Source organism: Palleronia caenipelagi (assembly GCF_007004065.1).
Taxonomy (GTDB): Bacteria; Pseudomonadota; Alphaproteobacteria; order Rhodobacterales; family Rhodobacteraceae; genus Palleronia; species Palleronia caenipelagi.
Genome location: NZ_VFSV01000012.1, coordinates 26,115 through 46,549 on the forward strand (window position 1 = coordinate 26,115; position 20,435 = coordinate 46,549).

The window sequence follows — 20,435 nt, forward strand, 5'->3', positions numbered from 1 at the left end:
ACGGCATGACTGGAGACGACACCGCATCCCTGATCTACCTGTCGCTGCTCGGCGCCGCGCTGGTGGGCTATTTCATCGCTTCGAACAGGATGCGCATGGGCGAGACCCTGCGCGCCATGGTTCTGTGGGGTATCATTTTTGCGGGCGTGGTCGCCGTGGCGGGTCTCTGGCCAACGCTCCGCGATCAGGTAATGCCGCAGCAGAGTGTCAGCGTGACGGGCGAGATCCGCATCCCCCGCAGTTTCGACGGTCACTACAGGATCGTCTTGCAACTCAATGATGTTCCAGTGGAATTCATTGTCGATACCGGTGCCACTGACATGGTCCTGAGCCAGCAGGACGCGCGCCGCATCGGCTTTGAGCCGGACACCCTCGCTTACACGGGCAAGGCGCGCACCGCGAACGGGATCGTGCCGATGGCGACGGTGGTGCTCGATACCGTGGCGATCGATGGGGTGCTTGAAGATCAGCGCCTGCCCGCCAGCGTCAATGGCGGCGAGATGGAGATGTCCCTCCTCGGCATGAGCTACCTATCCCGCTTCGGACGAATTTCCATCGAGAACAATGTCTTGCTGCTTGAAGGCTAAGTAAGGCTTCCCAGACAGCCCCGTATCTTGTAACCGGTTGCAAAGGACTGCACCGGTATCGGGAGGATTGGGCATGAGCGAATTCACCATCATGGATCTGCGGCGCCCGCCTTTGGGTCGGCGCTTGCGACTCGGCGTTGTGGGCGGCGGACGTGGGGGTCTGGTCGGGCAGTGGCACGCCTCCGGGGTGCGCCTGTCGAACCATTGGGAGATCGTCGCCGGGGCCTTGTCATCGCGTCCCGACAACGCCGCCCTTTCGGCCACCGACTGGATCATCCCGCCCGAGCGCAGTTACACGGACTGGGCCGAGATGGCGCGGGTTGAGGCCGCGCGCGAGGATGGGGTCGAGGCGGTGTTCGTCTGCACGCCGAATTTCACTCATCACGACATCTCCGCCGCCTTTCTGAAGGCCGGGATTGCCGTGATCTGTGACAAGCCCATGACCCGCACGGTCGAGGAAGCGCACTCGCTCGCCGGGATTGCCGCCGAGACGGGCACGCCGCTGTTCGTGACCTACCCCTACATGCACCATGCCATGGCCCGACAAGCCGCCGAGATGGTCGCCACAGGCGCGATAGGTAAGATCCGCCAGATCCGTGCGGAGTACTTGCAGGACTGGGCCACTGGCCCGGCCGATCCCGAGAGCAGCGGCCAGGCGTGGCGGCAGGATCCGGCCAAGGTCGGACGCACCGCCGCCGTTGCCGATATCGGGACCCACGCCTTCCATGCGCTGGAATATATGAGTGGACTTCGGGCAGACGCGCTCAGGGCCGATTTCCACACATGCGGCGCGCCGAAGGGCGGGCTTGAGGATACGGCCTTCATTTCTCTTAAGATGCAGGACGACGTTCCGGCGCACCTCCATATCTCACAGGCCGCACCGGGCCAGCATTGCGGGCTGCGCGTGCAGATCTGGGGCGACGAAGGCGGGATCTACTGGGATCAGGAGCATCCGGAACTTCTGCGCCACGCCCCCCTCGGCCAGCCCGAGCGGCACCTTGTCCGAGGGCAGGCAGGCAGCATGGGCAACGGTGCGAGCTGGCTGTCCCACCTGCCCCCCGGTCACAGCGAAGCGCTGCCAGATGCATGGTCCAATCTCTACGCCGAGATGGGTTTTGCCCTCGCGAGCCATCTGATCGGAACGACGCTGCCGGAGGGGCTGATCCAGACGTGGGATGTCAGCGAGGGCGTGCGCGGTGTCGTCTTCTCTGATCGATGCGCAGACAGCCATGAGGCGGGCGGAATCTGGCTACAGATCTGACCGCTGGAACACCGACGCGGTCTCTGCCAAAAGGGGGCAAACCCGGAGTTCAGTTGTGACCAACCCCATCGCCATCGTGCTTGGCCTGATTCTCGTCGCCGCCTATGCCTATGACGCCTCACAGGGCGGGGATGGGTTCCTCTTCCTGATGCAGAAACAGGACGAGTTGATCGAATGGCTGGCCTTCTGGCGCTAACCTTTGTGCGTTGCAGTTGACCTGCCGTCGCATTTGTCCTTGAACAACGGCGACCATGCCGCCCAAGGGCGGAACCGAACCAGGAGGACATCATGGCAGTGAAAGTCGCCATTAACGGCTTTGGACGTATTGGACGCAACGTGCTGCGCGCGATCATCGAGTCGGGCCGCACCGATATCGAAGTCGTGGCGATCAACGATCTGGGGCCGGTTGAAACCAACGCGCACCTCATCCGCTACGACAGCGTGCACGGGCGCTTCCCCGGCGAGGTCACCACCGGCGAAGACTGGATCGACGTCGGCCGCGGCAAGATCAAGGTGACCGCAATCCGCGATCCCAAGGACCTGCCCTGGGGCGATGTGGATATCGCCATGGAGTGCACGGGCATCTTCACCGCCCGCGACAAGGCCGCGCTGCACCTTGAGAACGGCTCCAAGCGCGTGCTGATCTCCGCCCCCGGCGCAGATGCGGATAAAACCATCGTCTACGGCGTGAACCACGGCACCCTGAGCGCCGAGGACAAGATCGTCTCGAACGCGTCCTGCACCACCAACTGCCTGTCGCCGGTGGCCAAGGTGCTGAACGACACGATTGGCATCACCAAGGGCTTCATGACAACGATCCACAGCTATACCGGCGACCAGCCGACGCTGGACACCATGCACTCGGATCTCTACCGCGCGCGCGCTGCGGCGCTGAACATGATCCCCACCTCCACCGGTGCCGCCAAGGCCGTGGGTCTGGTTCTGCCCGAGCTGAAGGGTAAGCTCGACGGCGTCGCGATCCGCGTGCCGACCCCGAATGTCTCCGTCGTCGACCTGACCTTCGAGGCCGCGCGCGCGACCACCGCCGAAGAGATCAACGACGCGATCCGGACCGCGGCAAATGGCGAGCTGAAGGGCGTTCTGGGCTATACGGACGAGAAACTCGTCTCCATGGACTTCAACCACGACGCCCATTCCTCGATCTTCCACACCGAGCAGACCAAGGTCATGGAAGGCACCATGTGCCGGATCCTGACCTGGTATGACAACGAGTGGGGCTTCTCCAACCGGATGTCCGACACGGCTGTGGCGATGGGCAAGCTCTGAACCAGACCAGAGACTGAAAGACAACAACGCCGCCCTGTTAAGAGCGGCGTTTTTTGTGGAGCGTCCGGACCGCACGCCAAACTGAGGACTCGCGAGGCAACAGCCCCGCCTTTCGGGGGTATTTACGGACAAAAAGAGCGTGCAGTCGGTTCTGTCGGCGACTGCGCAGGCGCAAGCGGCCGTTCTTACGTGCGCAGAACGTAGGAGCTGCGCAGTGTGTAATCTTTACGCGGCCCCGAAACCTCCCATTTCACCGACCAATCAGGCCAATTCGGGAATGCGTAGGTGACCAGGTAGATGTCGGGCGCGCAATCATGCCGGGCTGTTGGGGCAACTTCACTCGCGTCAAAGTCATGGAATGGGCGACCGTCTGAGAATGTGACGCGGATCAAGTCGCCGATGCTGCTCCAGAGATGGGACTGCGCCGCGTGCATAGGCTGCGGACCGAGGTAAAGGGTTCCTTCCTCCTCATATCGCAGCCCGTCCGCAAACGGCACGAACCGCGCTTCGCCCTCGAAATGTCCCGTTTGACCGGCCCGGCGATCTTCGATCTCCCGGCGCAGCGTCCACTTTCCGACAAACTCATTGAGCGTTGGCATCCCGCCCTCTCCTTGCCGACTCCTGCCCCGCCGTCTAAACGGTGCGCGCACGCAACGCCAGAACCCCAAAGGACCTGCCGATGATCCCCCGCTATTCCCGCCCCGAGATGGTCTCTATCTGGGAGCCGCAGACGAAATTCCGCATCTGGTACGAGATCGAAGCCCATGCCGGCGACGCCATGGCCGAGCTGGGCGTTATTCCGAAGGAAAACGCCGAGGCCGTCTGGAAAGCCCAGGACGTGGAGTTCGACGTGGATCGCATCGACGAGATCGAGCGCGAGACCAAGCATGACGTGATCGCCTTTCTCACCCATCTGGCCGAGATCGTCGGCTCCGACAATGCGCGGTTCGTGCATCAGGGGATGACCTCTTCGGACGTGCTCGACACCACACTCAACGTGCAGCTGACCCGTGCCGCCGACATCCTGATCGCCGATCTGGAGGGGCTCCTCGCTGCCCTGAAAAAGCGTGCCTATGAGCATAAGGACACGGTGCGAATCGGGCGCTCCCACGGCATCCATGCCGAGCCGACGACGATGGGCCTGACCTTTGCCCGGTTTTACGCCGAGATGGACCGCAACCTAAGCCGCCTGCGCGATGCCCGCGCCGAGGTGGCCACGGGCGCGCTGTCCGGCGCTGTAGGGACCTTTGCCAATATCGACCCGCGCGTCGAAGAGCATGTCTGCGACAAGATGGGGCTGGTGCCTGAGCCGATCTCGACTCAGGTGATCCCCCGCGACCGGAATGCGGCGTTTTTCGCGACACTCGGCGTTATCGCGAGTTCGGTCGAGAACATCGCCATCGAGATTCGCCACATGCAGCGCACTGAGGTGCTGGAGGCCGAAGAGTTCTTCTCCAAGGGGCAAAAAGGCTCCTCCGCGATGCCGCATAAGCGCAACCCGGTCCTGTCCGAGAACCTCACTGGCCTCGCGCGCCTCGTGCGCATGGCGGTGGTGCCCGCCATGGAGAATGTGGCGCTCTGGCATGAGCGCGACATCTCTCATTCCTCGGTCGAGCGGGTGATCGGCCCTGATGCCACCGTGACGCTGGATTTCGCTCTGGCGCGGCTGACGGGGCTGGTGGAAAACCTCGTCGTCTATCCCGAGCGGATGCTGGAGAACATGAACAAGTTCAAAGGTCTGGTCATGTCCCAGCGGGTGCTTCTGGCGCTGACCCAAGCGGGCGTGAGCCGCGAGGACGCCTATCGCCTGGTGCAGCGCAACGCCATGAAGGTCTGGACCGACGGCGCGGATTTCAAGACCGAGCTGCTGGCCGATGCCGAGGTGACGGCCGCGCTGTCGCCTGAGGAGATCGAAGAGAAATTCGACCTCTGCTACCATACCAAGCACGTGGACACGATCTTTGCCCGTGTGTTCGGCGAAGACTGACCTGACGTTTTCGTGATCAGAGGGCGCGGGACCGGAATCGGTTTCGCGCCTTTTTTATGTTAATGTTTCCGCGGTACAACTGGGAGGACTGAAATGCGTCTCGTATTGTTCACGGCTGTTCTTGGGCTGACCCCGATCATCGCGCAGGCAGCTTGCACTGGCTCGGATCATCAGGCCAGCATGACCTGCTCCGATGGCAGCACCTACGACAAGGATAGCCAGCGTTGCGTGCCGACCACTGGCTGATACGCGTTCCCCCGGTGCAATGCTTGCGCCGGGGTCCCCTAGCGGTCTAAGTCTGCATAGTTTCAGACAACACCGCGAGAAGATTGATGGCCAGAGACAATCGCTCGGACCTGTCGGACCGGTTTCAGGATCTGGTGATCCGCGGGCTATTGGGCGCGGTGCTTACCCTGCCCTATCCGACCCGCGTTTGTTTGATGGGTTGGTTGTTGCGGCGCGTTCTCGCGCCTATTGTCGGCTGGGATGACCGTATTCGCAAAAATCTGGCGCATGTTTGCCCTGACATGCCAGAAGATGAGATCCGCAAACTGATCCGCGAGGTCCCCGACAATGTGGGCCGATCGATGATTGAGCTCTATTCCGGCGAAGAATTCCGCGCTTGTGTCACTGGTGCGCCGATGGGAGGTCCGGGATTTGAGGCTGTGGCCGAGGCACGCGCGGCGGGTCGCCCGGTAGCCCTAGTGACCGCCCATATCGGCAATTTCGATGCGCTGCGCGCCAATCTACAGGATCGCGGCTATGAAATCGCGGGGCTTTACCGTGAGATGAACAACCCGCGCTTTAACGAACATTACGTGGGCGCGCTGTCAGCCAATGGCAAGCCGGTCTTTCCAACCAACCGCACAGGTACTCTGAACTTTGTCAAACATCTGGCTCGTGGGGGCATGGTCGGCATTCTTGCCGATCTCTACTCGTCCAACGGCGCCAGCGTCACGTTTTTTGGCAAGGACGCCCCGACCTCGACGGCAATCTGCGACTGGTCGTTAAAATACGATGCGGTGGTGGTGCCTTGTTACGCAATCCGGCGTCCGGACGGACTGCGCTTTGATCTGATCTTCGATGAGCCCGTCGCGCATCGGGATCCGGTCGAGATGATGCAGGAGATCAATGACAAGCTCGAAGCGGTCGTGCGCCAGCACATGGGCCAGTGGTTCTGGATCCATCGCCGATGGAAACCCAACCGCCGCCGCCGCAAGCGTCACCAGTCAAGTAGCGACAGCTGACCCTCAGTCGACCCGGGCCGCGCCAAGAATTGCCCCAAGCCCGGCTGACTGCGCGAACACGGCCGCCGGACCCTCATGGTCGAACTCTGCGGTCCAGGTCCCTTCACCGTTCCAATCGCCAATGACTTTCCAGTCACGGGCAACATTGGCGTAACTTATGGTCTCACCGGCGTTTTCACCCCGTTCGATCACAACCTCTGTGCTGGGTTGGAACGGCACAAGATGAATCATCATGGCTTGTCCGCCCTGCTGCCCTGCGGCAAACTTGGCCTCAATCGCCACGCGCGTGTCGCGGCGCGTCACGGTGATCCGCACCGGCTGCTCTGCCATCAGATGTCTGCTCAGAGCATCCGCGATCTCCATGGGCCGGCTGCCGACCACCACATCCTGCCCGCCAATGATCATTTGGGGCGTGTAGACCATCTTGTCACCCGCGCGGTGGGCATAAGCTTTCTGTCGCTTGGTGAACCGCGCATCGGCAAAGGTGTCGGCCCATCCGATATAATCCCAGTAGTCCACATGCAGCGACAGCGGGAGCACATCGTCGCGCTGTGCCATCTCGGCCAGAATCGCATCTGCGGGCGGACAGGACGAGCAACCTTGGGAAGTGAACAGCTCGACGATCACGGGCTGATCCCCGGCATGAGCGGCCGGCGCGGCAAGAGCGAGGCAGAGCAGAGCCGCTCGTGACAGTAAACGCATGGGGATCTCCGATGAATTTCTCTCCCGAACCGGTTTAGCCTCCGAAGCCACCAAGCACCAATCAAGGTTTTGCGATACATCGAAACGTCCCGGCCTCCGTGACCCGCTCACCGCATTGCATACTATTGCATACCGCATTGAACTGGGCTACGAAGGTGCTACAAATTACCTACAACCTCGCGCCCGGCTCAATCGGCTTGCGCGACAATCGACAGTCGAACACGAGGAGACCCACATGCCCATCGAGGTCGGACAGGACAGCAGCAAGACCCGCCGTAAACTGGATGTCGGCGGCAAGAGCTACGCCTATTACGCACTGCCTGCGGGACAAGAGGCCGGGCTCGGAGATTTCTCCCGCCTGCCCAAGTCGCTGAAGGTCCTCGTGGAGAACCTCTTGCGCTTTGAAGATGGCAATACGGTTAAGACCGATGACATCAAGGCGTTCGGTGAGTGGGTCGAGGCGGGAGGTAAGGCGCCCCGTGAGATCGCCTACCGCCCCGCCCGGGTGCTGATGCAGGATTTCACCGGAGTTCCGGCGGTCGTGGACCTCGCCGCCATGCGTGACGGGATCGTGGGCCTCGGCGGGGATGCGCAGAAGATCAACCCGCTGAACCCGGTGGATCTGGTCATCGACCACTCGGTGATGATCGACAATTTCGGCAACCCGCGCGCGTTTCAGCTGAACGTGGACCGGGAATATGAGCGGAATATCGAGCGCTACACCTTCCTGAAATGGGGCCAGAAAGCGTTCCAGAACTTCCGCGTCGTGCCACCGGGGACGGGCATCTGCCATCAGGTGAACCTGGAATATCTTTCGAAGACTGTCTGGACCGACACCGATCAGTCCGGCGAGACCGTCGCCTACCCCGACACGCTGGTGGGCACGGACAGCCACACGACCATGGTCAATGGCGCCGCTGTTCTGGGCTGGGGCGTGGGTGGCATCGAGGCCGAGGCCGCGATGCTGGGCCAGCCGGTTTCCATGCTGATCCCCGAAGTCATCGGCTTCAAGCTCACCGGCGAGCTGCCCGAGGGCTGCACAGCCACCGACCTTGTGCTGCGGGTCTGCGAGATGCTGCGCGAAAAGGGCGTGGTGCAGAAATTCGTCGAGTTCTACGGCGACGGTCTGGCCAATGTGACTCTCGCTGACCGCGCCACCATCGGCAATATGAGCCCCGAATTCGGCTCCACCTGCGCCTTCTTCCCGATCGATGCCGAGACCCTGCGCTACCTGCACACGACGGGCCGCGACGAGGACACCATCGCGCTGGTCGAAGCCTATGCCAAAGCACAAGGCATGTGGCGGGCCGAAGGCGACGAGCCGGTCTTTACCGACACGCTCGAACTGGACATGTCCACGGTCAAGCCCGCCATTTCCGGCCCCAAGCGTCCGCAGGACCACATCAATCTCGACGAGGCTGCGCAGACGTTCCACGCCTATATCGAAGGCCAGCGCAAAGCCAAGGACAGCGCCCCCGCCGCTGAGGCCCAGATGGCCGCTGAGGGTGGCGCGGTCGCTCCAGCCACGATCCCCGGCGACACGGGCAGCCACAAAAAGGCGCAGGTCACGATCACGGATATCGATGGCGAGGAGAAGAGCTTCCAGATCCACGATGGCTCCATCGTGATCGCCTCGATCACCTCCTGTACCAACACGTCGAACCCCTATGTGATGATCGGTGCAGGCCTCGTGGCACGCAAGGCTGCCGCCCTCGGTCTGACCCGCAAGCCCTGGGTCAAGACCTCGCTGGCCCCCGGCTCGCAGGTCGTCTCTGCCTATCTTGAGGCCGCCGATCTGCAAAAGGATCTGGATGCGGTGGGCTTTAACCTGGTCGGTTACGGCTGCACCACCTGCATCGGCAATTCCGGTCCGATCAACGAGGAGCTGTCGAAGGCGATCAACGAGAACGATCTCGTGGCGACCTCAGTCCTGTCGGGCAACCGTAACTTCGAAGGCCGGATCAGCCCTGATGTGCGCGCCAACTACCTCGCCTCGCCACCGCTCGTCGTGGCCTACGCGCTGGTTGGTGACATGAATGTGGACATCACCCGCGAGCCGCTCGGTCAGGATCAGAACGGCAACGACGTCTACCTCAAAGACATCTGGCCCACCCAGAAGGAAATCGCCGATCTGGTCGCTCAGACCGTGACCCGCGAAAGCTTCCAGGAGAAATATGCCGACGTCTTTAAGGGCGACGACAAATGGCAAGCGGTCGAGACCACGGACAGCGAGACCTATGACTGGCCCGCGACCTCGACCTATGTCCAGAACCCGCCCTATTTCCGCGGCATGGGCACCGAGGCGGGCGAGATCCGCAATATCGAGGGCGCGCGGATGCTGGCGCTGCTGGGCGACATGGTCACCACCGACCACATTTCTCCGGCTGGCTCCTTCAAGGAAAGCACCCCGGCCGGTCAGTACCTCACCGAGCGTCAGGTCGCCCCGCGGGAGTTCAACTCCTACGGCTCGCGGCGCGGCAATCACGAGGTGATGATGCGCGGCACCTTCGCCAACATCCGCATCCGCAACGAGATGCTGGACGGGGTCGAGGGGGGCTACACCAAAGGCCCGAATGGCGAACAGATGTCGATCTACGACGCCGCCATGGCCTATCAGGATGCGGGTACCCCGCTGGTCGTGATCGCCGGTGAGCTCTATGGCGCAGGCTCCAGCCGCGACTGGGCGGCCAAGGGCACCGCCCTGCTGGGCGTCAAGGCGGTCATCGCCGAGAGCTATGAGCGCATCCACCGCTCGAACCTCGTGGGCATGGGCGTCCTGCCCTTCGAGTTCATGGGCGATGACAACCGCAAAAGCCTTGGGCTGAAGGGCGACGAGACCTTCGCCATCCACGGGCTTGAGGACGGCTTCGCTCCCGCCGCCGAGGTGCCCTGCACCATTACCTACGCGGACGGCTCGACGAAGGAGATCACCATCAAGAGCCGCATCGATACGGCCATCGAGATCGACTACGTCAAGAATGGTGGCGTACTGCACTACGTGCTGCGCAGGCTCGCTGCGGCCTGATCGGTTCGACCAAACACAGAAAGGCCCGCCAAACCGGCGGGCCTTTTTAGTTGCTAGAGGGCGGAAATCACAGAAACTCCGCAGATCCCACTGCCCACCCAAGAGTAAGCGGCGTGCCGGATGGCAGGATCAGAGTGTCGGACTGCCCCGGCTCAAGGGACATCCCTAAAAGCTCCGCAAAGGCCCGGAAATCTACAAACCACTTATGTTCCTGAGAAAAGGAATGGACGATCATCGCAGCCCGGTCGGAATTGAACCGCGCCGCTTCAAGGATTGCGGCGGCGGTCCGGTGAAAGAGCTGATAGCGCAGCGCAGGCGGCGCGTCTGACAGACCGAGAAGCGCGCAGATATGGGCAATCCGCTCCTGTTTCCCGGCGCTTGCGTCTTTCAGCCATTCTCCGACCGTCGGGCCAAAAGGCTCATCCACTTTCGCTTCAACCGCGAGCGCAATCGTTTCATCGTTCCGTTTCGCCAAAGCGAACACATCGCATTGGCTCGCACGACCACCGCCGGGCAAAGCGACTTTATGCTCTGGAATTGCCAGCAAGAGTTGAGCAGACCCGCCGAGACAAGCTGAAATCTCCGCGGGCAAGCCGTCGGCCGCTTCCCACGACAGTGCGGCAGCCATCGCCGAGTTGCCGCGCTTCCAGTGCTTTTCAGGATCAGCCAACAGACGCTGCCAATCCTCCGCGCCCGTGGTGGGGATGAAAATTCGCCTCATCTCGTCTCTGACCTCCTTAGCGTGACGCGCCTTGGCCAAAGAAATAGCGCGATCTCAGCCGCCGTCCGCCAAAGCCTCTTCCAGCGCCGGCCGAACCGTCTTTTCCAGCGTCCGTGTGGTCAGGGGGCCGGCGACGCGGGCGAGGATTTTGCCGTCGGCGTCCACAACAAACGTCTCAGGTACGCCATAGACGCCCCAGTCGCGGGCTGTGCGACCTTCGGGGTCAGCGGCAAGCGAGGCGAAGGGGTTTCTCAGCTCCTCCAGAAAGGCGATGGCATTGTCGGGAGCATCCTTGTAATTCAGCCCGACGATCTCGATCCCCTCCTCCTCGGCCAGCGCCAGCAGGTTCGGGTGCTCAACCCGGCAGGGCGCGCACCAGGAGGCCCAGAAATTCACCAGCTTGACACCACTCTCGCGCACGGCGTCGGTGGTGGCGACCGGATAGTCTCCAAGCGGAAAAACTGTCAGCTCTGGCGCCTCTTGGCCCACCAGTGTCGAGGGCAGTGCATCCGGGTTCTCCCGCTGCATGCCCGCATAGAACAATCCCGCGAGACCGGCAAAGATCAGCGGCGGGATGACGGCGAAAACAGGAATTTTAGCCATGACGGCGGGCCTCCACGCGGTCGAGCTCCCGGCGCATCCGGGCAGCGCGGCGGATCGACATCATCACGAGCGCCGCGAGCAGAACACCCGTGGCGCCGTAGGCCAGCGCAACTTCGAGCGCGTATTTGCCAAGATCAGGCATCCTGCATCCTTTCCCGCAAGAGCAGCGCGTTCAGACGGCGGGCGCGGATTTCCGTGCGCGTGCGCAGAAGCAACAGCGCTGCAAACAGCAGCACGAAGCCCGCCATGGTCACCACCGCAGGATACCAGAAAACATCGGACACATTTTCTTCGGCATCCAGCGACATGCTGGCCCCCTGATGCAGACCCTGATTCCAGAAGTTCACCGCATAGCGCGACAGAATCGCAAACACCGAGCCCACAAGGCAGAGGATGCTGGTCAGATCAGCCGCCGAGTCGGGGTTCTCGATCGCTTCCCAGAGAGCCATGTAGCCGATGTAGAAAAGGAACAAGATCAGGAACGAGGTCAGCCTCGGATCCCATTCCCACCACGTCCCCCACATGGGCTGGCCCCAGACCGCACCGGTGATGAGCGCGATCACGGTCATCGTCGCGCCGATGGGCGCTGCGGCTCGGGCGACAAGCGCGCTGACGTGGTGCCGGCGGATCACCCAGATCAGCGAGGCGATAAGCATGACAAACCACGCATTGATCGCCACCAGCGCGGAGGGCACGTGAATATAGAAGATCTTGACCGTCGCGCCCATGCGATAGTCATCGGGGGTAAAGAAGAACCCCCAGATCAGCCCCACTGCAAGGCAGAGCGCCGACAGGGCGCCGAAGACTGGCACCAGCGGCTTGGTGAACGCCATGAAGCGGACGGGGTTTGCGTAGGTCCAGATTGACATGAGTTGTTCCTATCCCTGCCCTCTGACGGCAACAAGAGGGCTCACCGCAGATTGACCCGGAGTGCGGCGGCAGCGGCAAAAGGAAGCACCGCGAGGCAGCCCAGCGTCACCGCGCCAAGCAGAGCCAGCACGGTGCCCACGGCCATGCCTTCGGTCCCCCGCCGGGCGATCTCAGCGCCAAAAAGCAACGTCGGGACATAGAGCGGCAAAACGAGGATCGACAGGAGCATCCCGCCGCGCCTGAGCCCAACGGTCAGAGCTGCTCCGAACGCGCCGATCAGCGACAGCGCGGGCGTGCCGATCAGGAGCGAAACAAAGAGCCACAGGTGCCCCGGCCAGCCGAGGTTTAACAGGATCCCCAGCGCAGGTGCGGCGAGACAGAGCGGCAAACCCGTGGTCAGCCAATGGGCCAGCGATTTGCCAAGGACAAGCGCTTCGAGAGGCAGCGGTGCGGTGACCAGAAGATCCAATGCTCCGTCCTCACGGTCGAGGGCAAAGATCCGGTCGAGGGACAGGAGGCAAGCCAGCAGCGCCCCGATCCACAGGACCCCCGGCGCGATCAAGGCCAGCCGTCCGGTCTCTGGCCCGACCCCGAAGGGCACCAGCACCACGACGATCAGGAAGAACGCGAGCCCGAGGCCGAATCCTCCCCCGGCGCGCACCGCAAGCATCAGATCTCGGGACATGATCCGGATCACAGCGCCATCAGCTCCCGTGCGCGGGCCCGGTGGGGCGTAACGTCAAGCACATCTCCCGACAGGCCAAGGTCGATATGGGTCGCGATAATCGCGATCCCGCCGGTTTCCAGATGATCGCGAACCATCCCAGCAAAACGCCCGGTGTTCTCTGCATCAAGCGACACCGTCGGCTCATCGAGGCACCAGATCGGGCGCCCCGTGAGCATCAGCCGTGCGAGGCCCAGACGCCGCCCCTGACCCGCAGACAAGTGCTGCGCCAGGCGGTCTGCGAGGCGCCCGAGGTCGAACACATCCATGGCGCGGGACACGGCATCGCCGCGACCCAGACCGTGCAGACCGGCCCAGAATTGCAGGTTTTCCTCAACCGTCAGCTGCCCTTTCATCCCGTCGCGATGGGCTCCATAGGCGATGCTCTCGGGGTTAGGTGTCACCGTACCGCTCATCGGCGGCTGCAAGCCCGCAAGGGTGCGCAGCAGCGTGGTTTTTCCCGCACCATTGGGACCGCGCAGAATCAGCGCGTGACCGGGGGCAACGTCGAAACTGAGTCCCGCCAGAACCGGCACCCCCCCCCGACCGACCACCAGATCCCGGACAGAGACGCTCATGCAGGCAAGAGCGCAAGGGCGACCCGGCGGCCCTCGCCGAGCAGCACGTTATAGGTGCGGCAAGCCTGTTCCGAGGCCATTTGCTCCACTCCGATACCGGCCTGTTCCAATGCGCTTCGAAAGGCTGGAGGCAGGTGAGTCATCATGGCGCCGGTTCCGACCAGAATGACATCGACATCTCCCGCAGCGGCAATCAACGGAGCTGTGTCCTCATAGCCGCCCCAGGCCGCAACTTGCCCCGGCAGCACCAGAACCGCGCCCTCGTAGCGCTGCCCGCCGATGCGGAAGAACCCAGGGCCGTAACCATCAACGGGAGTGCCGTCCTGAAATGTCGTTTCGGTGAGTTTCATGGAAACCTCCTGACGTTTGTCCCGGGGCGCCGATTTTTTACGAAAAAGTCAGCCCGGAAACTATCACAGGTTCCGGGCTCGCGCCGAACATCACGCGTCAATATTGGCGAACTGGTTGCCTTCCGTCTTGTCGGGCTTCGACCAGTCGCGCTTGACACCGAGGAAGAGCACCACGTTCTTGGCCACGAAGACCGAGGAATAGGTGCCGACGATCACGCCCCAGAAGATGGCAAAGACGAACCCCCGGATCACGTCGCCGCCGAGGATCAGGAGGGCCAGCAGCGCCACGAGCGTGGTGCCCGAGGTCATCACCGTCCGGCTGAGCGTCTCGTTCACCGAGATGTTCATCACCTCGCGCAGGTCGCGCTTTTTATACTTGATCAGGTTCTCCCGGAGGCGGTCGAAGATCACCACCGTGTCGTTGATCGAGTAACCGATAATCGTCAGGATCGCCGCGATGGTGGCCAGATCAAACTGGATCTGCAGCACCGAGAAAATCCCGATGGTCAGGACCACATCATGGAACAGCGCGGCCACAGCACCGACCGAAAACTGCCATTCAAAACGCAGCCAGATGTAGAACAGGATTGCCGCGAGCGAGGCCGCCACGGCGATCACCGCCGTCTGGATCAACTCGCCCGAGACCTTGGGCCCGACCGATTCGACAGAGGTGAACTTGATCCCCGGAGCCACAGCGTTCAGCGCATCCTGCACCGCGGACAGATTCTCGGCGCTCAGACCTTCCTGCCCTTCCTGCGCGGCGATGCGGACCATCGCCACATGCTGATCGGCAGCAAAAGACGGGTCGAACACCTCGGAAATCACCACATCGCCAAGACCCAGCGGCTCCATCGCGTCGCGATAGGCGGCCACGTCCACCGGCGCGCTGGCCTCGGTGCGGACCGTGGTGCCGCCCTGAAAATCGATGCCGAAATTCAAACCAATCGCCAGCCACGCCACCAGCGACAGGATCACAGCCACCACCGATGCCCCGAGGGTGAAGCGCGCGTATTTGAAGAAATCCCAGTTGGTTTCTTCGGGAACGAGTTTCAGCCGCATGTCAGACCTCGATCTTCTTGGGACGCGCGCGGTCGAACCACGTCACGATGATGAGCCGCGTCACGAAGATCGCGGTGAACACGGAGGTGATAATGCCGATCCCCAGCGTCACCGCAAAGCCCCGCACCGGGCCGGAGCCCAGCATGAACAGGATGCCCGCGATGATGAAAGTGGTGATATTGGCGTCCACAATAGCCGACAGCGCACGCTCATAGCCGAGACTGATGGCACGGCTGGGCCCCTTGGCGGTCTTCATCTCTTCGCGGATCCGCTCGAAGACCAGCACGTTGGCATCCACCGCCATACCGATGGTCAGAACGATGCCCGCAATGCCCGGCAGGGTGAGGGTCGCGCCAATCATGCTCAGGAGACCAAAGATCAGCCCCACATTGATCAACAGCGCGATATTGGCAAAGAGGCCGAACAGCCCGTAGCTCGCCCACATCAGCGCCAGCACGGCGACAAAGGCCACCAGACAGGCGATGCGCCCCGCGTCAATGCTGTCCTGGCCCAGTTCCGGACCGACGGTCCGCTCTTCGAGGAAGGTCAGCTCGGCCGGCAAGGCACCCGCACGCAGAAGCACCGCCAGTTCCGTCGATTCCTCAATGGTGAAGTTACCGGTGATGATGCCGGAGCCGCCGGGGATGTGGTCTTGGATGACCGGGGCGGAGATGACCTCTTCGTCCAGCACAATTGCGAACGGAGAGCCGATATTCTCCGCCGTGTAATCGCCGAACGCCCGCGCGCCGGTGGGGTTAAACCGGAAGGTCACCGCCGGGCGGCCGTTCTGGTCAAAGGACGGCTGGCTGTCCACGAGGTTCTCGCCCGACACAACCGGGGTCCGCTCCAAGACGTAAAACGTGTCAGGCTCGTCGATGGACGGGTAGATCACCTCGCCCGGACCAGCACTGGCGGCCGCATCCGTGGTCCGTCCCGCGACCGGGTGGAAGGTCAGCTGCGCCGTCGTGCCAATGAGGCTCTTCAGCTCTTCGGCCGAGCCGATGCCGGGCACCTGAATCAGGATCCGGTCCTGACCCTGACGCTGGATCGTGGGCTCGCGCGTACCGACCTCGTCGATCCGGCGGCGGATGATTTCCAGCGACTGGCGCACGGTGCGATCATCCGTAGCGGCGCGCTCGGCCTCCGACAGGCGGACGGTGAGCATCGCGCCATCGGCAGTTTCCTCGCCCGCGACCTCAATATCCGTGGCTCCCGCACCCGAGAGAGACGCCACCGGACGCGCCAGCGAGCGGGCCACTTCCATCGCACGCGGAAGGGCTGCGGCATCGCTGAGGCGTACCTTCAGCTCCGGCCCGCCCTGATCAGCACGGCGGATCGGGCCGACCTCATCTCGGGCGTCGCGCAGAGCATCCCGCAGATCCGGCCAGAAGCCGTCCATGCGCTGCTCATAGACATCCGCGACCTGCACCTCGGCCAGCAGATGCGCCCCGCCCCGCAGGTCGAGGCCCAGATTGACAAGGCCGGAGGGCAACCACGATGGCCAGTTTTCCGCTGCCGCATTCCGCTCGGGCGTCGCGCCCAGCGTCTCGATGGCGGCGCGCGCGTCATTGGCCTGTTCGACCCGGGCGTAAAACAGGTTTGGCAGGGCCAGGGCCAGCCCCACCGCGACCAGCGCCCAGATGAACAGGCGCTTCCAGAGCGGGATCTGCAGCATCAGGCTTCTGCGGGCTCCGTCTTGGAGCGCACATGGGCGATGGTGGACTTCACCACGCGCACCTTCACACCTTCTGCGATCTCGACCTCGACCTCGCCATCTTCACGCACCTTCACGACCTTGCCGACAAGGCCACCCGCAGTCACCACCTGATCGCCACGGCGCAGGGCCTCAACCATCTTCTGGTGCTCTTTGACCTTTTTCTGCTGCGGACGGATCAGCAGGAAATACATGATCAGGAAGATCAGGATGAGCGGCAGGAAGGAGGCAAAAGCGCCACCGGCTCCACCACCGGCGGCCTGAGCGAAAGCGGGAGTTGCAAGCATGATCGGTCCTCGATTGTCTGCGTTTTGCCCGTCCTATCTGTGCCCCCTTCCCTTGTCCAGCAAGGGGCATTGCGTCAGCGTGGTCACAAGGCGGCGAGGTGCCGCGGATCAGTGGGTGTTCTTGAGCATTGGAAGTGACAGTTTTGATGATTGATTTGAAACAGCGCTCACTCAGGGTCGGATCATGGCTACCGCGCCATTACTGGAAATTTATGATCGCTGCGGGGCTGGCGGCAGCCGCTGGCGCAGTTTTCTTCTACCTCGCCGAAATCGCAATTGCGGTGAATGACATCGTTGATCTCTTGCAGCTGGAGGCCGGTAAGGAAGAACCGGCGGCTGAAAATATCCGGAATCTCGCAACGGGTGCTGCGGTCTTGCTCGCTGCGCTGGCGGCAGCCACGACGCTGGTATTTCAATTGGTCAAAGTCTGGACCACCGAGCGCCAGACCCGCACGGCCGAAGAAGGCCACATCACCGACCGGATCAACAAAGCGGTTGAGAATCTCGGGGCGGACAAAGTTGTAAAGACGGCGGATGGGGAAGAAACGGTCCCCAACCTCGAAGTCCGTCTCGGCGCGATCTACGCGCTGGAGCGCATTTCGCGGGACAGCCTGCGCGACCATGTGCAGATCATGGAGATCTTCTGCGCGTATGTCAGGAATAATGCGCCCGCCGGAGACGCCGCTTATTGGGGCCATAGACCTGAACTCCTAGACATTCCGAAGCCGCGCGTCGACATTCAAACAATCCTCACCGTGATCGGGAGGCGGGAGAAGAATGCTCGGTCAAAAGAGATTGAGGCAAAATATAGGCCCGATTTGAGCGGATGCAGTCTGCAAGGGCTCCAATTGGCCAACGCAGACTTGTCGAATATCAATTTCGACGGTACCCGAATGGACAACGCGGTGCTGGACGATGTCGACATGTCCGATTGCAGTCTCATTGCCGTGAAGCTCACGTCCCTTAGCACACGTTCGATGATTTATTTTCGGAACGCGAACTTATTGGGGGCTTCGCTAATCTCAGCTTACGTCCCGGATTCCGATTTCACCGGCGCAAATCTAAGCCAGTGCAAACTCCAAAACGCGACATTCGGCCGGTCGAACTTGACCAACGCCAAGTTGATGAGAGTTGTCACTGAAGACGACGCGCCCACTATCTTGACAAGCGCAAATCTGAAAGGGGCCGGGTTGCGACTGATTGATCTACGCGGGAATGACGGCAGGACCTTCTCGCAAGCCTTCGGCGATTCAACAGTTAAGTTGCCAGATGGGTGTCGTGCCGGTCAGGGCGAGCTGGCCCATTGGAGCGCTGAGTCGCTGCCCGATGATGATTTCGAGAACCGGTGGCGCGCGTGGCAGCGGGAGATGGGATATCTCACGGACTGATCCAAAACCACAAAAAAGGGCGGCGCGGGGCCGCCCGTTTTCCGTGATTTCGAATGCTTAGCGACGGAACTTCGCGCCGCCGCCGGGGATGATGTACTGGAGCTCTATGCCGCGCTCTTCTGCGATCTTTTCAGCAGTATCTTGAATCCACTTGGCGTCCATGACGTTCAGGAAATTGCCATCTTCGTCAAAATTCACGTTGGCTCCGATCACCACGTTGAAGAACTCCGCACCGGTGTCTGAGGTCAGCGTGTGATAGGAGCCGCCGGGCTCATAGAGATAGCTGCCCTCTTTCTGCACGTCGTCGGGGTACTCTTTGTAGTACCACTCACCCTTGAGCGTGTAGAGGTGGACAGGGCCCGTGTGGAAGTGGGTCGGCACCGTTCCGCCCGGTGCGACTTTGACATATATGACCCAGACGCCATTTTCGCCGTCGAGGAACAAGGGCGTGATCGTAAAGCCGGGGAGAGCATCTTCAATCTCGGGTATTTCGAACCGGTTTACCGAAAGCAGCTCGTGCTGGTCATGGATCGCAACGGTGCCGTCATCGGGGGCGTTCGTGTACTTACCGTCTTTCATGGTGATGTTCCCTCTAGCTGGGTCGTGAGTGGTAGAACGTTGTGTCCACTGACAACCCACAATTGCAATATCGGTTCCCTGTTCCGTACCGATGCTTCGTCACAGACTGGGCTTTTCTCCGGACGCTCAATCCGGCATAGGGGCGCAAAGTCCGCAGGAGACCGTCATGCACGATATTCGCCTTATCCGTCAGGACCCCGCCGCGTTGGACGCCGCTATGGCCCGTCGCGGAATCGAGGGCGCCTCAGAGCCGCTGCTGGCCCTTGATGCTGAGCGTCGGGCCGCGATCCATGCCGCCGAGACCGCGAAAGCCGAACAGAACGCTGCGTCAAAACAGGTGGGTGCCGCCAAGGCGAAGGGCGATGAGGCGGAGTTCGAGCGCCTGCGCGCCGAAGTTGCGATGAAAAAGGGCGAAGTCGCCGAGCAGGAGCGGATTGCACGGGAAAAGGACGCCGAGCTGGCCGAGATCCTGATGGGGCTGCCGAATGTGATGGCCGACGACGTTCCGGACGGTGCCGATGAGGAGGACAATGTCGAGGTCAAGCGCGTGGGCGAGCCGCGCAGCTTTGATTTCGAGCCGAAAGAGCACCACGAGCTGGCCTCGGCCGCGCCCGGACTTGATTTCGAAACGGCGGCCAAGCTGTCGGGCTCGCGCTTTGTTCTGATGAGCGGACAGGTGGCGCGGCTCCACCGGGCTTTGGCACAATTCATGCTCGACACCCATGTGACGGAGAATGGTCTGACCGAAGTGAACCCGCCGGTTCTGGTGCGCGACGAGGCCATGCGCGGCACCGGGCAGCTGCCGAAATTCTCCGAGGATAGCTATCAGACCACCAATGGCTGGTGGCTGGTGCCGACGTCGGAGGTGCCGCTGACGAACATCGTTGCAGGCCATGTGGTCGAAGAGAGCTACCTGCCCCGCCGTTACGTGGCGCATACGCTCTGCTTCCGCTCCGAGGCGGGGTCTGCCGGGAAAGACACGACGGGTATGCTTCGTCAGCACCAGTTTGAAAAGGTCGAGATGGTCTCGGTCACTCACCCCGATCACTCCGACGCAGAACAAGAGCGGATGCTGGGCTGCGCCGAAAGTATCCTGCAAAAGCTGGGGCTGCCTTACCGGGTGGTTAAGCTGTGCACGGGCGACACGGGCTTTGGCGCCCGGCGGACCTACGATATCGAGGTCTGGCTGCCGGGTCAGAACCGGTACCGCGAGATTTCCTCGGTCTCGAATTGCTGGGATTTCCAGGCGCGTCGTATGAACGCCCGGTATAAGCCCACTGATGGGGGCAAGCCGGAATTTCTGCATACGCTGAACGGTTCTGGCCTCGCTGTGGGGCGGACCCTCATCGCGGTGCTGGAAAACGGTCAGCAAGAGGACGGCAGCGTGGTCGTCCCCGACGCGCTGCGTGGCTATATGGGCGGGCTTGATCGGCTCGAGCCGGTGACATCCAACTGACCGGGTCAAA

At 62.1% G+C, this 20,435-nt stretch carries 23 protein-coding genes; 10 read left to right on the forward strand and 13 right to left on the reverse strand.

From position 1 onward, the window contains the following. Positions 1–5: 5 nt before the first annotated feature. From FEV53_RS09115 to gap, 4 genes are all read left to right on the forward strand, one after another. Entirely contained in the window at positions 6–587 is a 582-nt protein-coding gene (locus FEV53_RS09115; protein WP_142834507.1) for a retropepsin-like aspartic protease family protein, read from the forward strand. Positions 588–660: 73 nt separating this feature from the next. Continuing rightward, positions 661–1,848, forward strand: coding sequence for a Gfo/Idh/MocA family protein (locus FEV53_RS09120; RefSeq protein ID WP_142834508.1), 1,188 nt, complete (start codon positions 661–663; stop codon positions 1,846–1,848). A 55-nt stretch (positions 1,849–1,903) separates the two neighbouring features. Then, complete coding sequence (locus FEV53_RS09125; protein ID WP_142834509.1) at positions 1,904–2,044, forward strand: glyceraldehyde-3-phosphate dehydrogenase; 141 nt, start codon at positions 1,904–1,906, stop codon at positions 2,042–2,044. 92 nt (positions 2,045–2,136) lie between these two features. Then, entirely contained in the window at positions 2,137–3,135 is a 999-nt protein-coding gene (gap, locus tag FEV53_RS09130; RefSeq protein ID WP_142834510.1) for a type I glyceraldehyde-3-phosphate dehydrogenase, read from the forward strand. Positions 3,136–3,320: 185 nt separating this feature from the next. Here gap and FEV53_RS09135 read toward each other — a convergent pair whose 3' ends face one another. Continuing rightward, a complete protein-coding gene (locus FEV53_RS09135) occupies positions 3,321–3,734 on the reverse strand; it encodes a DUF6314 family protein (protein WP_142834511.1) in 414 nt (137 codons plus the stop codon). An 80-nt stretch (positions 3,735–3,814) separates the two neighbouring features. On the opposite strand from FEV53_RS09135, the gene purB reads away from it, so the two are divergent. The 3 genes from purB (at position 3,815) to FEV53_RS09145 (ending at position 6,369) form a co-directional block, all read left to right on the forward strand. Further along, a complete protein-coding gene (gene purB / locus FEV53_RS09140; RefSeq protein WP_142834512.1) occupies positions 3,815–5,122 on the forward strand; it encodes an adenylosuccinate lyase in 1,308 nt (435 codons plus the stop codon). A 93-nt stretch (positions 5,123–5,215) separates the two neighbouring features. After that, positions 5,216–5,368, forward strand: a complete 153-nt coding sequence (locus FEV53_RS20840) for a hypothetical protein (protein ID WP_185962150.1) — start codon at positions 5,216–5,218, stop codon at positions 5,366–5,368. Positions 5,369–5,454: 86 nt separating this feature from the next. Continuing rightward, positions 5,455–6,369: a lysophospholipid acyltransferase family protein gene (locus FEV53_RS09145; RefSeq protein ID WP_142834513.1), complete on the forward strand. Its 915-nt coding sequence runs from the start codon at positions 5,455–5,457 to the stop codon at positions 6,367–6,369. Positions 6,370–6,372: 3 nt separating this feature from the next. On the opposite strand, the gene FEV53_RS09150 is transcribed toward FEV53_RS09145, so the two are convergent. After that, positions 6,373–7,071 (reverse strand): DUF1223 domain-containing protein, encoded by a 699-nt coding sequence (locus FEV53_RS09150; RefSeq protein WP_142834514.1) that lies wholly within the window; start codon positions 7,069–7,071, stop codon positions 6,373–6,375. A 235-nt stretch (positions 7,072–7,306) separates the two neighbouring features. On the opposite strand from FEV53_RS09150, the gene acnA reads away from it, so the two are divergent. Continuing rightward, the gene (gene acnA / locus FEV53_RS09155; protein WP_142834515.1) at positions 7,307–10,096 is read left to right on the forward strand and encodes an aconitate hydratase AcnA; all 2,790 of its coding nucleotides are present in this window, start codon (positions 7,307–7,309) and stop codon (positions 10,094–10,096) included. Positions 10,097–10,163: 67 nt separating this feature from the next. Here acnA and FEV53_RS09160 read toward each other — a convergent pair whose 3' ends face one another. The 10 genes from FEV53_RS09160 to yajC form a co-directional block, all read right to left on the reverse strand. After that, positions 10,164–10,817, reverse strand: coding sequence for a DUF6946 family protein (locus FEV53_RS09160; protein ID WP_142834516.1), 654 nt, complete (start codon positions 10,815–10,817; stop codon positions 10,164–10,166). 54 nt (positions 10,818–10,871) lie between these two features. Further along, positions 10,872–11,420 carry a DsbE family thiol:disulfide interchange protein gene (locus FEV53_RS09165; RefSeq protein ID WP_142834517.1) on the reverse strand — a complete coding sequence of 183 codons (549 nt, stop codon included), beginning with the start codon at positions 11,418–11,420 and terminating at the stop codon, positions 10,872–10,874. Then, positions 11,413–11,562 carry a heme exporter protein CcmD gene (gene ccmD, locus FEV53_RS09170; protein ID WP_142834518.1) on the reverse strand — a complete coding sequence of 50 codons (150 nt, stop codon included), beginning with the start codon at positions 11,560–11,562 and terminating at the stop codon, positions 11,413–11,415. Before ccmD ends, FEV53_RS09165 begins: the two co-directional genes overlap by 8 nt. Then, positions 11,555–12,289, reverse strand: a complete 735-nt coding sequence (locus FEV53_RS09175; RefSeq protein ID WP_142834519.1) for a heme ABC transporter permease — start codon at positions 12,287–12,289, stop codon at positions 11,555–11,557. The genes ccmD and FEV53_RS09175 overlap by 8 nt, the downstream gene beginning before the upstream one ends. Before the next feature lie 41 nt (positions 12,290–12,330). After that, positions 12,331–12,975, reverse strand: coding sequence for a heme exporter protein CcmB (gene ccmB / locus FEV53_RS09180; protein WP_425465477.1), 645 nt, complete (start codon positions 12,973–12,975; stop codon positions 12,331–12,333). Between the two features lie 8 nt (positions 12,976–12,983). After that, the gene (gene ccmA, locus FEV53_RS09185) at positions 12,984–13,592 is read right to left on the reverse strand and encodes a heme ABC exporter ATP-binding protein CcmA (RefSeq protein ID WP_142834521.1); all 609 of its coding nucleotides are present in this window, start codon (positions 13,590–13,592) and stop codon (positions 12,984–12,986) included. Then, positions 13,589–13,942, reverse strand: a complete 354-nt coding sequence (locus tag FEV53_RS09190; protein WP_142834522.1) for an Mth938-like domain-containing protein — start codon at positions 13,940–13,942, stop codon at positions 13,589–13,591. Before FEV53_RS09190 ends, ccmA begins: the two co-directional genes overlap by 4 nt. A gap of 90 nt (positions 13,943–14,032) precedes the next feature. Further along, entirely contained in the window at positions 14,033–15,001 is a 969-nt protein-coding gene (secF, locus tag FEV53_RS09195; protein ID WP_142834523.1) for a protein translocase subunit SecF, read from the reverse strand. Position 15,002: 1 nt separating this feature from the next. Next, positions 15,003–16,676: a protein translocase subunit SecD gene (gene secD, locus FEV53_RS09200; RefSeq protein WP_142834524.1), complete on the reverse strand. Its 1,674-nt coding sequence runs from the start codon at positions 16,674–16,676 to the stop codon at positions 15,003–15,005. Continuing rightward, positions 16,676–17,002: a preprotein translocase subunit YajC gene (gene yajC, locus FEV53_RS09205; protein WP_142834525.1), complete on the reverse strand. Its 327-nt coding sequence runs from the start codon at positions 17,000–17,002 to the stop codon at positions 16,676–16,678. Before yajC ends, secD begins: the two co-directional genes overlap by 1 nt. 146 nt (positions 17,003–17,148) lie before the next feature. Between yajC and FEV53_RS09210 the strand changes: the two genes are divergently transcribed. Then, entirely contained in the window at positions 17,149–18,390 is a 1,242-nt protein-coding gene (locus FEV53_RS09210) for a pentapeptide repeat-containing protein (RefSeq protein ID WP_142834526.1), read from the forward strand. A gap of 57 nt (positions 18,391–18,447) precedes the next feature. On the opposite strand, the gene FEV53_RS09215 is transcribed toward FEV53_RS09210, so the two are convergent. Further along, positions 18,448–18,969 carry a 2,4'-dihydroxyacetophenone dioxygenase family protein gene (locus tag FEV53_RS09215; protein WP_142834527.1) on the reverse strand — a complete coding sequence of 174 codons (522 nt, stop codon included), beginning with the start codon at positions 18,967–18,969 and terminating at the stop codon, positions 18,448–18,450. Positions 18,970–19,135: 166 nt separating this feature from the next. On the opposite strand from FEV53_RS09215, the gene serS reads away from it, so the two are divergent. Further along, complete coding sequence (serS, locus tag FEV53_RS09220; RefSeq protein ID WP_142834528.1) at positions 19,136–20,425, forward strand: serine--tRNA ligase; 1,290 nt, start codon at positions 19,136–19,138, stop codon at positions 20,423–20,425. The last annotated feature ends 10 nt before the right edge of the window (positions 20,426–20,435 follow it).